The organism is Pseudomonas sp. 9.2(2024), from assembly GCF_039695385.1.
Taxonomy (GTDB): Bacteria; Pseudomonadota; Gammaproteobacteria; order Pseudomonadales; family Pseudomonadaceae; genus Aquipseudomonas; species Aquipseudomonas paraglycinae.
In genome coordinates, this window is record NZ_CP155585.1 from 4,734,962 (window position 1) to 4,749,423 (window position 14,462).

12 protein-coding genes are annotated in these 14,462 nt (G+C 62.1%); 4 read left to right on the top strand and 8 right to left on the bottom strand.

Annotated features, from left to right (window positions below; all coding sequences use genetic code 11):
• From ABFB52_RS21200 to ABFB52_RS21220, 5 genes are all read right to left on the bottom strand, one after another.
• Complete coding sequence (locus ABFB52_RS21200) at nucleotides 1-1,818, bottom strand: ABC transporter ATP-binding protein (RefSeq protein WP_129972540.1); 1,818 nt, start codon at nucleotides 1,816-1,818, stop codon at nucleotides 1-3.
• Nucleotides 1,811-2,413 carry a DsbA family protein gene (locus tag ABFB52_RS21205; RefSeq protein WP_170929396.1) on the bottom strand — a complete coding sequence of 201 codons (603 nt, stop codon included), beginning with the start codon at nucleotides 2,411-2,413 and terminating at the stop codon, nucleotides 1,811-1,813. The genes ABFB52_RS21200 and ABFB52_RS21205 overlap by 8 nt, the downstream gene beginning before the upstream one ends.
• A gap of 35 nt (nucleotides 2,414-2,448) precedes the next feature.
• Nucleotides 2,449-3,390 carry a rhodanese-related sulfurtransferase gene (locus ABFB52_RS21210; RefSeq protein WP_011335384.1) on the bottom strand — a complete coding sequence of 314 codons (942 nt, stop codon included), beginning with the start codon at nucleotides 3,388-3,390 and terminating at the stop codon, nucleotides 2,449-2,451.
• Between the two features lie 117 nt (nucleotides 3,391-3,507).
• The gene (locus tag ABFB52_RS21215; RefSeq protein ID WP_007950896.1) at nucleotides 3,508-3,807 is read right to left on the bottom strand and encodes a BolA family protein; all 300 of its coding nucleotides are present in this window, start codon (nucleotides 3,805-3,807) and stop codon (nucleotides 3,508-3,510) included.
• A 12-nt stretch (nucleotides 3,808-3,819) separates the two neighbouring features.
• Nucleotides 3,820-4,338, bottom strand: a complete 519-nt coding sequence (locus ABFB52_RS21220) for a DUF2059 domain-containing protein (RefSeq protein ID WP_007950895.1) — start codon at nucleotides 4,336-4,338, stop codon at nucleotides 3,820-3,822.
• Between the two features lie 193 nt (nucleotides 4,339-4,531).
• On the opposite strand from ABFB52_RS21220, the gene ABFB52_RS21225 reads away from it, so the two are divergent.
• Complete coding sequence (locus ABFB52_RS21225) at nucleotides 4,532-5,926, top strand: class II fumarate hydratase (RefSeq protein WP_039770582.1); 1,395 nt, start codon at nucleotides 4,532-4,534, stop codon at nucleotides 5,924-5,926.
• A 36-nt stretch (nucleotides 5,927-5,962) separates the two neighbouring features.
• Here ABFB52_RS21225 and ABFB52_RS21230 read toward each other — a convergent pair whose 3' ends face one another.
• Nucleotides 5,963-6,922, bottom strand: coding sequence for a DMT family transporter (locus ABFB52_RS21230; RefSeq protein ID WP_129972539.1), 960 nt, complete (start codon nucleotides 6,920-6,922; stop codon nucleotides 5,963-5,965).
• Nucleotides 6,923-7,137: 215 nt separating this feature from the next.
• Here ABFB52_RS21230 and ABFB52_RS21235 point away from each other — a divergent pair, with 215 nt between their 5' ends.
• Nucleotides 7,138-7,332, top strand: a complete 195-nt coding sequence (locus tag ABFB52_RS21235; RefSeq protein ID WP_129972538.1) for a DUF6316 family protein — start codon at nucleotides 7,138-7,140, stop codon at nucleotides 7,330-7,332.
• Nucleotides 7,333-7,468: 136 nt separating this feature from the next.
• Here ABFB52_RS21235 and ABFB52_RS21240 read toward each other — a convergent pair whose 3' ends face one another.
• On the bottom strand, nucleotides 7,469-8,653 hold the full coding sequence (locus tag ABFB52_RS21240) for a thiolase family protein (protein ID WP_102686488.1): 1,185 nt from the start codon (nucleotides 8,651-8,653) through the stop codon (nucleotides 7,469-7,471).
• A 102-nt stretch (nucleotides 8,654-8,755) separates the two neighbouring features.
• Nucleotides 8,756-10,270: a polyphosphate:AMP phosphotransferase gene (gene pap / locus ABFB52_RS21245; protein WP_102686489.1), complete on the bottom strand. Its 1,515-nt coding sequence runs from the start codon at nucleotides 10,268-10,270 to the stop codon at nucleotides 8,756-8,758.
• A 173-nt stretch (nucleotides 10,271-10,443) separates the two neighbouring features.
• Between pap and mnmC the strand changes: the two genes are divergently transcribed.
• Together mnmC and ABFB52_RS21255 are read left to right on the top strand one after the other, a co-directional pair.
• Nucleotides 10,444-12,426: a bifunctional tRNA (5-methylaminomethyl-2-thiouridine)(34)-methyltransferase MnmD/FAD-dependent 5-carboxymethylaminomethyl-2-thiouridine(34) oxidoreductase MnmC gene (gene mnmC, locus ABFB52_RS21250; RefSeq protein WP_129972537.1), complete on the top strand. Its 1,983-nt coding sequence runs from the start codon at nucleotides 10,444-10,446 to the stop codon at nucleotides 12,424-12,426.
• Between the two features lie 262 nt (nucleotides 12,427-12,688).
• Entirely contained in the window at nucleotides 12,689-14,461 is a 1,773-nt protein-coding gene (locus ABFB52_RS21255) for an N-acetylglutaminylglutamine amidotransferase (protein ID WP_085745026.1), read from the top strand.
• Nucleotide 14,462: the final 1 nt, after the last annotated feature.

The window sequence follows — 14,462 nt, forward strand, 5'->3', positions numbered from 1 at the left end:
CTACAACCTCTGCAAATGCCCATAAAGCTTGGCGTACAACCCGCCATCGGCAATCAGTTGCTGGTGGTCGCCGTCTTCGGCCACTTGCCCGCCGTCGAACACCAGCACCCGATCCGCCTGCTTCACCGCTGACAGGCGGTGGGCGATGATCAGCGTGGTGCGGCCATGGAGAAAGCGCGCCATGGCCTGGTGCAGGTTGTATTCGGTGGCGGCGTCGAGGGCTGACGTCGCTTCGTCGAGGATCACCACTTTGGGTTCGGCGAGGATCATCCGCGCAATCGCCAGACGCTGGCGCTGACCGCCGGACAGACGCACGCCGGCGCGGCCGACGATGCTGTCCAGCCCGTCCGGCAAGGCGCGGATGGTGGGTTCGAGCTGGGCGATTTCCAGTGCCTGCCAGCAGGCTTCATCGCTGCGGGTGCGGCCCATGGTCAGGTTGGCGCGTACGGTGTCGTTGAACAGCGCCGGATGTTGCAACACCACAGCCACGTTTTCCCGGACCGTTTCCAGGCCGATTTCCTGCTGGGTCGATCCGCCGAAACGGATCGTCCCGGCCAGTGGCGTGTAAAGGCCCAGCAGCAATTGCACCAAGGTACTTTTGCCGCCGCCACTGGCGCCGACAATCGCCACTTTCTCGCCCGGCGCGATGGACAGGTTCAACTGATCAAGCACCAGTTCGTCGCCGTAACCGAAGCTCAGACCCTGCACCTGAATCCCGACGGTATCGCGGCCCTTGAACGGGTCGACGCCGCCGGGGTATTGCGGCTCGTCGGCGCGGGCCAGCAGTTCGTTGATCCGCGACAGCGCACCGCCCGCCGCGTAATAGGCGTACTGCAGGTTCAGCAGCTGTTCGACCGGGCCGATCATGAACCACAGGTAGCTGAACACCGCGAGCATCTGGCCGATCGACAGGTCGGAGAACAACACCGTCAACATGGCCGCCGCGCGGAAGATGTCGATGCCGAACTGGAACAGCAGACCACTGGCGCGGTTCGACGCATCGGTCTTCCACTGCGAGTTAACCGCGTAGTTGCGCACTTCCTGCGCACGCAGACCCAACCGTCCGAGGAAGAAGCCCTGCCGGTTGCCGGCGCGCACTTCCTGGATCGCGTCGAGGGTTTCGCTCAGCGCCTGGGTGAAGCGCGAGGTGCTGTCGTTCTCCAGTTTCTTCAGGTGCTTGACCCGTTTGCCCAACTGCACGGTGGCGTAGATCACCAGCGGGTTGAACAGCAGGATCAGCAGCGCCAGTTTCCAGTGCATCCACATCAGGATGCTGGCAGTGCCGACCAGCGTCAGCATCGCCACCAGGAAACGGCTGAGGGTTTCGCCGACAAATTTGTCGAGGGTGTCGAGGTCGGTGACCAGGTGCGTGGTAACCGTGCCGCTACCGAGGCTTTCGTATTCGCCGAGGGAGATCCGTTTGAGTCGTTCAATCAAACGCACGCGAATGCGATAAACGATGTCCTTGGCCAGTCGCGCAAACAACCGCGCCTGCAACACGCCAAAACACAGGGCGCTGCAACGCAAGGTCAGCGTCACCACCAGCATCAGGCCGATGTAGCCCGCCGCTTGCTGCCACATTGAGGGCAGCACGTGGTTCATGACTTTCAGCGCGGCATCGCCGTGGCCGAGCAGGACTTCGTCCACCAGCAACGGCAACAGCAGAGGAATCGGCACGCTGCACAGCGTCGCCAGTACGGCCACGCCGTTGGCGACCCACAGGGATTTTTTGTGATGAAGTGCCAGTCGCCGGACTTCAGCCCAGCTCAGCCGGTCGACACGCTTGACGGCTGGCGTGTCATCGGCCGGGTCAGACACAGGCCGCGCGCTCCAGCCATCGACCGAGCAACGGCGACAGTTCACTGAGCGGCTGGTAGCCGTTGGTCAGCAACGCCAGTTGGCCGTTGCGTTCGGCGAGCAGGGTCGGGAATCCGGCGATGCCCAGATCCTGCACCCAACTGAAATCGGCCTGGGTCGCCTTGTGCTGATCGGCATGATCGAACAGGGCAGCAAATTCGATGCGCGGGACGCCGGCCTGCTCTGCCAGCTCCACCAGAACGCTGGCCTGGGTGACATCGCGACCTTCGGCGTAGAAAGCGTGCTGGATCAACCCGACCAGTTTCCACGCGCAATCCGGTGCCAGACTGCGCGCGGTAACGATGGCCCGGCAGGCCGGTTCGGTGTCGTAGACAAAGCCGTCCGGCAACGCGCCTTCCAGCTTGAACGGCTGGCCGGTGGCCTCGGTGACCGCCTGCCAGTGTTCGAGAATGTAGCGCCGGGTGGTCGGCTCCAGCGCCGCACCACTGCCGGTGCGCAACCCGCCGACCACCAGGTGCAGTTCCACCCCGGCTGCCTGCGCCTGCTCCACCAATGCCTTGGCCACCGGGGCAAATCCCCAGCACCACGAACACATCGGATCCATCACATAGAGCAGGCGTGCAGACATGATTAAGCCTCGGTGGATGCTTGCTTATAGTTGTAGCCGATCGGGTGCGGCATGTTGCGCGCTTTTGCCAGTTCGATCTGTTTCTGGCGGTCGATCGCACTGCGGCGGGTCTTCTCGCTCAGGGTGTCCCAGCAGTGCGGGCAGCTGATGCCGGCCACGTAATGCTCGGAGGCGCGATCTTCAACGCTGACCGGGGTGCGGCACGCATGGCACTGATCGTAGTCGCCTTCGCTCAGGTCATGACGCACGGTCACACGGTTGTCGAAGACGAAGCAGTCGCCCTGCCATTTGGTCTCTTCCTGTGGCACTTCTTCGAGGTACTTCAGGATCCCGCCCTTGAGGTGGTAAACCTCTTCGAAACCTTCGCCGAGCATGTAGCTCGAGGCTTTTTCGCAGCGAATGCCGCCGGTGCAGAACATCGCGACCTTCTTGTGCACGGCCGGGTCGAAGTGTTCTTTGATGTAGTCGGGGAATTCACGAAAACTGGTGGTTTTCGGATCGATGGCGCCTTCGAAGGTGCCGATCGAGACTTCGTAATCGTTGCGGGTGTCGATCAGCAGCACTTCCGGATCGCTGATCAGCGCGTTCCAGTCCTTGGGCTCGACGTAGGTGCCGACCTTCTTGTTCGGGTCGACGCCTTCGACGCCCAGGGTCACGATCTCTTTCTTGAGCTTGACCTTGGTGCGATAGAACGGCTGCTCGTCGCAGTACGATTCCTTGTGATCGATATCGACCATGCGCGGATCGTTGCGCAGCCAGGCCAGCAGGCCGTCGATGCCTTCGCGGCTGCCGGACACCGTGCCGTTGATGCCTTCTTCGGCGATCAGCAAGGTGCCTTTGATGCCGTTGTCGACCATCGCTTGCAGCAGAGGCTCGCGCAGGTTGACGTAATCTTCGAGGGTGACGAACTTGTACAGTGCCGCCACGACAATCGGTTGTGTCATGGGTATTTCTCCAGGTGGCTACCCTCGTAAAGGGTGAACCGGATGCGAAAAAAAACGCGCCGGGTGAGCGGCGCGTTGCGGATTCTAGCAAAAAACCTCAGTTCATTGCTGCAAGGCTCAATGCTTGCTGCCGCCGGCACAGGTCGGCGACGCCGGAGCGACGCCTGTCTCTGCCCATTCCTGCGGGGTGTAGGTATGCAGCGCCAACGCATGGAACTCGCCCATCAGCTCGCCGAGCGTGCCGTAGACTTTCTGGTGGCGCTTGACCCGGTTCAGGCCTTCGAACTGCGCACTGACCACCACTGCCTTGAAGTGGGTCTGCAACCCGCGACTGTGCATGTGGCTTTCGTCCAGCACTTGCAGATGCTCAGGCTGAAGCAGCGCCAGCGTCGATTCGATGCGTTGTTGCATGGTCATCACGAACTCCGCTTACTTCTTCTTGGCCGGCGCTGCGCCTTTCGGTGCCAGCTCGTTGGTCATGTCGTCCAGCAGCTTGTTGACCACCGGTACGGCGCTTTCCAGTTTGGCCTGGGTCATCTGGGCCGATTGCTGGGTCAGCTGCGGCATTTTTTCCAGGACTTTCTTGCCCAGTGGCGACTGGTAGAACGCAACCAGGTCTTTCAGCTCGGATTCGCTGAAGTTGCTGGTGTAGAGCTTGACCATGTCCGGTTTCAGCTTGTTCCAGCCAATGGCCTGGTCCAGAGCGGCGTTGGCCTTGGCCTGATAGGTATCCAGAACGGCTTTCTTGGATTCCGGCGCCTTGGTCTGTTCAAAACGCTGGGCGAACATTTGCTGAACCTGCATGTACACCGGAGTGCCCAGCTTGTCAGCGTGCGCCAGGGTCAGGAAAGCTTCGGCACTGGCGTTGTGGCTGGCGGTATCGGCAAGCACCTGGCCGCTGGCGCAAACCAGGGCAACCGCGGTGCAGATGGCACGAAGACGAGTCATCGAGTTTCCTTTTCAGCTAGGCGAGGTAAAACCCCAAGGGCGACCATTCTGCGCCTGAATAACGCTGCGGCTCAACCCCCGGGCCTTGCCGCGCTTGATTGGCGGGGATTTGCCGGTCAACAATCGGCCGCAGGGAACCACCCGGGCCGGCACCGGCCTAAACTGCGCAAACAGACCAACAGGAGTGTGCACGATGAGCCGTATCGAAACCGACAGCCTGGGCCAGATCGAGGTCCCGGACGACGCTTACTGGGGCGCTCAGACGCAACGCTCGCTGATCAACTTCGCCATCGGCCAGGAACGCATGCCCTTGCCGGTACTGCACGCCCTGGCCCTGATCAAGAAAGCCGCGGCCCGGGTCAACGACCGCAACGGCGATCTGCCTGCCGACATCGCCCGCCTGATCGAACAGGCCGCCGACGAAGTGCTCGACGGCCAGCATGACGACCAGTTCCCGCTGGTGGTCTGGCAGACCGGCAGTGGCACCCAAAGCAACATGAACGCCAACGAAGTGATTGCCGGCCGTGCCAACGAACTGGCCGGCAACCCGCGCGGCGGCAAGACGCCGGTGCACCCCAACGATCACGTCAACCGCTCGCAGAGCTCCAACGACTGCTTCCCCACCGCCATGAGCATCGCCACTGCGCAAGCGGTGCAGACCCAACTGTTGCCGGCGATCGCCGAGCTGTCGGGCGGCCTGGCCGAACTGTCGGCGCGACACATGAAACTGGTGAAAACCGGTCGCACCCACATGATGGACGCCACGCCGATCACCTTCGGCCAGGAGATTTCCGGTTTCATAGCGCAGCTGGATTACGCCGAACGGGCAATTCGCGCGGCGCTGCCGGCAGTTTGCGAGCTGGCGCAGGGCGGCACCGCGGTCGGCACCGGGCTCAACTCGCCCCACGGTTTCGGCGAAGCGATTGCCGCTGAACTGGCGGCGTTGTCCGGCCTGCCGTTCGTCACCGCACCGAACAAGTTCGCCGCCCTCGCCGGCCATGAGCCACTGACTACGCTGTCCGGTGCCCTGAAAACCCTCGCCGTGGCGCTGATGAAAATCGCCAACGACCTGCGTCTGCTGGGTTCCGGTCCGCGTGCCGGTTTTGCCGAAGTGCGCCTGCCGGCCAACGAACCGGGCAGTTCGATCATGCCCGGCAAGGTCAACCCGACCCAGTGCGAGGCGTTGTCGATGCTCGCCTGTCAGGTGCTGGGCAACGATGTGGCGATCGGCATCGCCGCCAGTCAGGGTCACCTGCAACTGAACGTGTTCAAACCGGTGATCATCCACAACCTGCTGCAATCGATCCGCCTGCTGGCCGATGGCTGCAGCAATTTCCAGCAGCATTGCATCGCCGGGCTTGAGCCGGACGCCGAAGTCATGGCGAAACATCTGGAACGCGGCCTGATGCTGGTAACGGCGCTGAACCCGCACATCGGCTACGACAAGTCGGCGGAAATCGCCAAGAAGGCCTACAGCGAAGGCAAGACTCTGCGTGAAGCGGCGCTGGAGCTGGGTTATCTGACCGATGAAGAGTTCGATGCCTGGGTGCGGCCGGAGAACATGATCGAGGCCGGGGCCAAGGGCTGAGTCATCCCGATCCTTCCCGTGCCCGGCACGGGAAGGTCATCCGACCAACAGTTTCGCCCGCCGGGCCTTGAGCCCGGCAATCAGCGAAGGCCCGAGCGCCACCAGCGCCGAACCCAGCACCACCAGCACCGCCCCGGCATACCCCAGCAGATTGATTTGTTCGGCGTGCACATATTCAGGCCACACCCCGGCCGCCACGGCCACTGCACCGAACGTCACCAACGGCGTGATCGCCAGCGTCGCACTGACCCGTGAGGCTTCCCAATGCGCCAGCGCCTCGGCAAACGCGCCGTAGGCGATCAGGGTGTTCATGCAGCACGCCAGCAACAGCCAGCCCTGCAACGGGTTCAGCGACAGTGCTTCGAGCGGATGCACCCAAGGCGTCAGCAACAGGGCGCAGAACAGGTAGATCACCATCATCACCTGCAGCGAATTCCACACCGTCAGCAATTGCTTCTGACCCAGTGCGTAAAAGGTCCAGACCGTCGACGCCAGCAGCACCAGCAACACGCCAGCGGTGTAGTCGGATAAAGACGTGAGCAATTCAGCCAGACGTTGATTGAAGAACAATGCAAAACCGATCAGCAGCACTGCCAGACCAATGCCCTGACCAATACTGAAGCGCTCCTTGAACACAAACAGACTGGCGATCAGCAGCATGATCGGCCCCATCTGCACCACCAGTTGCGCAGTGCCGGGGCTGAGCAGGTTCAGGCCCATCAGGTACAGCACGTAGTTGCCCACCAGCCCGAGCACCGCCATCAGCACCAGCCAGCCGCCCTTCGGCCCGAGCACTTTGCGACTCGGCAACCTTTTGGTCGCCGCCAGATAAAGGAACAGACAGCCGCCGGACACCAGCAGGCGAAACCAGGTCACCGTGACCGGGTCCATCACCACCAGCACCTGCTTGAGCTTGATCGGCAGGATTCCCCACAGAAACGCCGTCAACAACGCCAGGAACATGCCGTACACCCAACGACCCGATGAAACGTGCATGAGAACCCCAAGCGCCAGAGACAGGAGCGCTCATTCTAGGCGCACAGCCCCTGCCCGACACAGGGACAGTTGCGCTCCAGCCGCAAATGAAACTGTGCAGGTCGCAGCAGAAAATTGACGATGGGCCGTTGATCGGCCGGCCGGGCAAGGTAAGTGGTTCAGGCATAAGCTTCTTGGATCCAGCCCGGGACATCACTCACCAAGGAGACCCCGTCATGTTAGGCATGCGCGCCCAGGACACCGCCCCCGCCACGCACTTTCGCAGCGACCGCGTGTGCCGGGTCAACGGCGAACTGTATTTCAGCACCCGGGAAAACACCCTCGAAGGGCCGTTCGACAGCCACGAGAAAGCCGAGCAGGAAATCCGCGCGTACATCGCGCGGATGCGATTGATGGATTCCACCAGATAAGCCGTGCTGAACCCAATCGCGGGCAAGCCCGCTCCCACAGGTTCCGTGTTGCCCACTTAATTGTGATCACACTCAAACACTGTGGGAGCGGGCTTGCCCGCGATTACGATTTGCCGGTCAACGTATCGCTCAATGCCTAGCGCACGGCTTCAAACAACCCGGTCGCGCCCATCCCGCCGCCCACGCACATGGTGACGATCCCGTAACGCAGATTGCGCCGCTGCAACTCGCGCACCAGATGCCCGACCTGCCGTGACCCGGTCATGCCGAACGGGTGACCGATGGAAATCGAGCCGCCGTTGACGTTGTACTTCTCGTTGTCGATTTCCAGACGATCACGGGCGTACAGGCACTGCGAGGCAAACGCCTCGTTCAATTCCCACAGATCGATATCCGCCACCTGCAGGCCTTTGGCCTTGAGCAGTTTCGGCACCGAGAACACCGGGCCGATGCCCATTTCGTCCGGCTCGCAACCGGCCACGGTGAACCCACGGAAAAACGCCTTCGGCTTGAGCCCCAGTTGCAGGGCCTTTTCCAGGCTCATCACCAGCGTCATCGAGGCGCCGTCGGACAACTGCGACGAGTTGCCGGCAGTCACCGAACCGTCCTCGGCGAACACCGGTTTCAACCCGGCGAGGCTTTCATAGGTGGTGTCCGGGCGATTGCAGTCGTCGCGATCGACGAGGCCGTCGAGGATCTGCACCTCCCCACTGTTCTTGTCTTCAACACGGTACTTCACCGCCATCGGCACGATTTCATCGTTGAACAGGCCGGCAGCCTGCGCCTGGGCGGTACGGATCTGGCTTTGCAGCGAGTAGCGATCCTGCGCCTCGCGACTGACGCCATAACGGCGCGCCACCACTTCGGCGGTCTGGCCCATGGTGTAGTAGATGCCCGGCGTCTGTTGCTTGAGCAGCGGGTTGATCAGATGATCGGTGTTGACACTTTTCAGCGTCAGGCTGATCGACTCGACGCCGCCGGCGACGATGATGTCGCTGCAACCCGACGCGATCTGGTTGGCGGCAATCGCAATCGCCTGCAAGCCTGAGGAACAAAAACGGTTGAGGGTCATGCCCGCGGTGCCGGTGCCCAATTGCGAGAGCACCGCCACGTTGCGGCCGATGTTGTAGCCCTGGGCGCCTTCGTTGGAACCGGCGCCGACGATGCAATCCTCGACGCTGGCCGGGTCGATGTCGTTGCGCGAGAGCAACGCATTGACGCAATGGGCCGCCATGTCATCGGGACGGGTCTGGTTGAACTTGCCGCGAAAGGACTTGGCCAGGCCGGTCCGTACGCTGTCGACGATCACCACTTCACGCATGGCATACCTCATTGTTGCAGTCGGTTGAGAGTGGACCGAGCATAAGTCCACCCAATCGCCGACCGCGACAATCATTCACCTCGCGTATGCGGGCCCATCGGTTCAGTCCTTGTGCTTCTTGGCTCGCTTGTCGGATTTCTCGAACGCTTCTTCCAGCGCCCGGTTGATCGTGCGCAGCACCTTGACCCGGGCCCAGCGCTTGTCATTGGCCTCGACCAGGGTCCACGGCGCAATTTCGGTGCTGGTGCGGTCGACCATGTCGCCCACGGCAGCGCGATAGGCGTCCCACTTGTCGCGGTTGCGCCAGTCGTCTTCGGTGATCTTGAAGCGCTTGAAGGGGATTTCTTCGCGCTCCTGGAAGCGCTCCATCTGCGTGTCCTTGTCGATGGCCAGCCAGAACTTGACCACGATCACCCCGGCATCGGCCAGTTGCTCCTCGAAGTCGTTGATTTCGCCATAGGCACGCATCCAGTCGGCGGTACTGCAAAAACCTTCGACCCGCTCCACCAGCACCCGGCCGTACCAGGAGCGGTCGAACACGGTGAATTTGCCCCGCGCCGGGATGTGCCGCCAGAACCGCCACAGATACGGCTGCGCCCGCTCCTCTTCGGTGGGCGCGGCAATCGGCACGATGTTGTACTGACGCGGATCGAGCGCCGCCGCGACCCGGCGAATCGAACCGCCCTTGCCCGCCGCATCGTTGCCTTCGAACACCGCCACCAGCGCGTGACGACGCATGCGTTTGTCACGCATCAGCCCCGACAGTCGCGCCTGCTCGGTGATCAGTTGTTCTTCGTAGTCTTTTTTGTCCAGACGCTGGGTCAGGTCGAGGCTGTCGAGCAGGTTCAACTGATCGACGGAAGTCCCCAACGGTGCAGCGTTGACCTCATGGGGATGCACATCGGGACGCTTCAAGGCGTTTTGCAGCCCTTCGAGCAGAATCTTGCCGACCGTCAGGCTGCGGTAGTACGGGTCGACACCCTCGATGACATGCCATGGCGCGTAATCGCGACTGGTACGGCGCAACACGCGCTCGCCGTATTTGACGAACTTGTCGTAGGTCTGCGATTGCTGCCAGTCCAGCGGGCTGATGCGCCAACTGTGCAGCGGGTCATCGGCCAGGGCCTTGAGCCGCGCCTTCATCTGTTTCTTGGACAGGTGGAACCAGAACTTGAAGATCAGCGCGCCTTCATCGCAGAACATCTTTTCCATGCGCTCGGCGCCGGCAATCGCCTGATCGAGTCGCGGATCCTTGAACAAGCCGTGGACCCGGCCCTGCAACATCTGGCTGTACCAGTTGCCGAAGAAAATCCCCATCCGCCCCTTGGCCGGCAGCATCCGCCAGTAACGCCAGGCCGGTGGCCGCGCCAGCTCTTCGTCGGTCTGCTGGTCGAAGGTGCGCACTTCGATCAGGCGCGGATCCATCCATTCGTTGAGCAGCTTCACCGTCTCGCCCTTGCCGGCGCCTTCGATGCCGTTGATCAAAATGATCACCGGGAAACGCTTCTGCTGCTGCAACTCGAACTGGGCTTCGAGCAAGGCTTCACGCAGGGCGGGCACGGCGGCTTCGTAGGTGTCTTTGTCGATGGCGTGACCGATTTCAGCGGATTCGAACATAGGGACGGCTCCTTCCAGGATTCAGCAAGACTAGCGGATTGGGCTCTGGCGCGGCACAGAAATTCCCGCCGGCGGCGGATTGTCCTTGAGGGATCGTCAGCAAGGCTTGCCATGGATCAAGCGCCGCCTGCGTGATCGGCTAGAATGGCCGCCTTGTCGTTGCCGAGCCTGCCATGAAACCTGTAATGCCCCACGCCCAACTCGACTGGGATGACCAGGGACGCCCGCGTTCGCGAGTGTTCGACGATGTGTATTTTTCCGACCAGTCGGGGCTCGATGAAACCCGCTACGTGTTCCTTGAACAGAACCGTCTGGCCGAGCGTTTTGCCGCGCTGTCGGCGGGTGGGCGACTGGTGATCGGTGAAACCGGCTTCGGTACCGGGCTGAATTTTCTCTGCGCCTGGCAGTTGTTCGAACAGCATGCGGTGGCCGGTGCGCGGCTGCATTTTGTCAGCGTCGAAAAGTTTCCGTTGAGCCCTGCCGACCTGCAACGGGCGCTGGCGTTGTGGCCTGACCTGAAGCCATTCTCCGATCAGTTGCTCAAGCATTACGTGGCAATTCATCAAGGTTTCCAGCGCATTGTTCTGGATAACGGTCGTGTGACCCTGACGCTGTTGATTGGCGATGCACTGGAGCAGTTGCCGCAACTGGATAGCCAGATCGACGCCTGGTTTCTCGACGGTTTCGCCCCGGCGAAAAACCCGGAAATGTGGACCGCCGAACTGTTCGCCGAACTGGCGCGATTGGCGGCGCCGGGCTCGACCATCAGCACGTTTACCAGCACCGGTTGGGTGCGGCGCTTGCTCAACGCCGCCGGCTTCAAGATGAAACGCACGCCGGGCATCGGCCACAAATGGGAAATCCTGCGCGGCGAATTTCTCGGCTGGCCCGAGGGTGTTGCGCCACCTGCGGCGGCAAAACCGTGGTTCGCCCGCCCAACAGCGTTGACAGGTGACCGTCGAGCCCTGGTGATCGGCGCCGGTCTGGCCGGTTGTGCCACGGCAGCCAGCCTTGCAGCACGGGGCTGGCAGGTCAGTCTGCTGGAACGGCATGACGCGGTGGCCCAGGAAGCTTCGGGTAACCCGCAAGGCGTTCTGTATCTGAAACTGTCCGCCCACGGCACCGCACTGTCGCAGTTGATTGTCAGCGGTTTCGGCTACACCCGTCGCCTGCTGGAAACCCTGCAACGCGGTACCGACTGGGATGACTGCGGCGTGCTGCAACTGGCGTTCAATGAAAAGGAACGCGAGCGTCAGACGCAACTGGCGGCGGCGTTTCCCGAAGACCTTCTGCAATGGCTCGATCAACCCGACGCTCAGGCCCGCGCCGGGATCGGTCTGGCCCATGGCGGTTTGTATTATCCCGAAGGCGGCTGGGTGCATCCGCCCGCATTGTGTCAGGCGCAAGCCGCACAACCGGGCGTCACGCTGCTCACCCATCAGGAAGCCATTGAGCTGCGCAAGCTTGACGGTCAGTGGCAGGCCTTCGACGGTGAACGACTGATCGCAACAGCCCCCGTCGTGGTGCTGGCCGGTGCTGCCGAAATCAAGCGTTTTGCCCAGAGCGCCGACCTGCCCCTCAAGCGCATTCGCGGGCAGATCACTTGCTTGGCGCAGACCACACAAAGTCAGGCGCTGAGCACGGTGGTCTGCGCCGAAGGTTACGTAGCACCGGCACGCTTTGGCGAACACACCCTCGGCGCCAGCTTCGATTTCAATAACGACGACCTGACCCCGACCACCGCCGAACACCTGGGCAATCTGGCGATGCTCGAAGAGATCTCCACGGATCTGGTGGCGCGCCTGCACATCGGCGAACCCGACGCCGACAGCCTTCAGGGTCGCGCAGCGTTCCGTTGCACCAGCCCCGACTACCTGCCGATTGTCGGCCCGCTCTCCGATCGCGAGGCCTTCACCGCGGCCTATCGCGCCTTGAGCAAGGATGCCCGGCAAGTGCCGGACACTCCGTGCCCGTGGCTGGACGGTCTGTACGTCAACAGTGGCCACGGCTCACGCGGGTTGATCACTGCACCACTGTCTGGCGAATTGCTGGCGGCGTGGCTGGACAAGGAACCGCTGCCGCTGCCAAGAGCGGTGGCCGAAGCGTGTCATCCCAACCGTTTTGCCTTGCGTGAACTGATTCGCGGGAAGGCCTGAGGGACGCCGGCCTGCACTCTGCAGGTTCGGCAAATCCCGTGATGACTGACCGCTGTTCGAACAGCCCTACCCAAGCAGCACAACACCCTCCAACTCCTCCCTTCTGCGCCTCGCTCCCTTGCCTGCCATCGGTCGGCACATCACGCCTTATAACTCATTGTTCTAAAACTCCGACGTCCGCGCCGGGGTCAGTCTCTGAGTACCCACCCTTTTTGGCGGGTCCCGATTGCCCCTCCCCAACGGAAAAACCGGTAAGGACTTTATGTGCGGATTAGCTGGCGAGTTACGTTTTGATCAACAACCTGCAGACCTTGCAGCCATTGAGCGAATCACCCATCACCTGGCCCCTCGCGGCCCCGACGCGTGGGGCTTCCATGCCCAGGGGCCGATTGCCCTGGGCCATCGACGCCTGAAAATCATGGACCTGTCGGACGGCTCGGCGCAGCCGATGATCGACAGCCAACTGGGCCTGTCCCTGGCCTTCAACGGCGCGATCTACAACTTCCCGGAACTGCGTGCAGAACTCGAAGCGCTCGGTTATGCGTTCTACTCCGGCGGCGACACTGAGGTGCTGCTCAAGGGTTACCACGCCTGGGGCGAAGCGCTGCTGCCGAAACTCAACGGCATGTTTGCTTTCGCCATCTGGGAGCGCGATGCCCAGCGCCTGTTCATCGCCCGCGACCGTCTCGGTGTGAAGCCGCTGTACCTGTCGCGCACCGGCCAGCGCCTGCGTTTTGCTTCGGCTCTGCCGGCGCTGCTCAAGGGCGGTGACATCAACCCGATCCTCGACCCGGTGGCGCTCAACCATTACCTGAATTTCCACGCCGTGGTGCCTGCGCCGCGCACCTTGCTGGCCGGCATCGAAAAGCTGCCGCCAGCGAGCTGGATGCGCATTGAAGCGGACGGCAGCACCGAGCAGAAAACCTGGTGGACCCTGCCCTACGGCCCACACGACGACGAGAAAAACCTGACCCTGGAAGACTGGCGCGACCGCGTGCTCGACAGCACCCGCGAAGCCGTGGCAATCCGCCAACGGGCGGCAGTGGATGTCGGCGTGCTGCTTTCCGGCGGCGTCGATTCGAGCATGCTCGTCGGCCTGCTGCGCGAAGTCGGCGTAGAGAACCTTTCGACCTTTTCCATCGGTTTCCAGGATGCCGGTGGCGAACGCGGTGACGAGTTTCAGTATTCCGATCTGATCGCCAAGCACTACGGCACTCAGCACCATCAATTGCGCATCGACGAAAGGGAAATTATCGAACAACTGCCCGCTGCGTTCCGCGCCATGAGCGAGCCGATGGTGAGCCACGACTGCATCGCCTTCTATCTGCTGTCCCGCGAAGTGGCCAAGCACTGCAAGGTTGTACAGAGCGGCCAGGGCGCCGACGAGTTGTTCGCCGGTTATCACTGGTACCCGCAAGTCGACGGCGCGGCCGATCCGTATGCGGCCTATCGCGAAGCGTTTTTCGACCGCAGCTACGACGATTACGCCGCCACGGTGCAGCCGAAATGGCTGACCGCCAATGACGCTGCCGGTGACTTCGTGAAGGAACATTTCGCACAGCCGGGCGCCGATGCGGCGGTCGACAAGGCCCTGCGCCTGGACAGCACGGTGATGCTGGTGGACGACCCGGTCAAACGCGTCGACAACATGACCATGGCTTGGGGACTGGAAGCGCGTACGCCGTTTCTCGACTATCGACTGGTGGAATTGTCGGCCCGTGTTCCGGGCAAATTCAAACTGCCGGACGGCGGCAAGCAAGTGTTGAAAGAAGCCGCGCGACTGGTCATCCCGAGCGAAGTGATCGACCGCAAGAAAGGCTACTTCCCGGTGCCCGGCCTCAAACACTTGCAGGGCGATACCCTCAACTGGGTGCGCGAACTGCTGCTCGATCCGAGTCAGGATCGCGGCCTGTTCAACCCCGCCATGCTCGACAAACTGCTGACCGATCCACAAGGCCAGTTGACCCCGTTGCGCGGCTCCAAGCTGTGGCAACTGGCGGCTTTGAACCTGTGGCTCAGCGAACAAGGAATCTGAT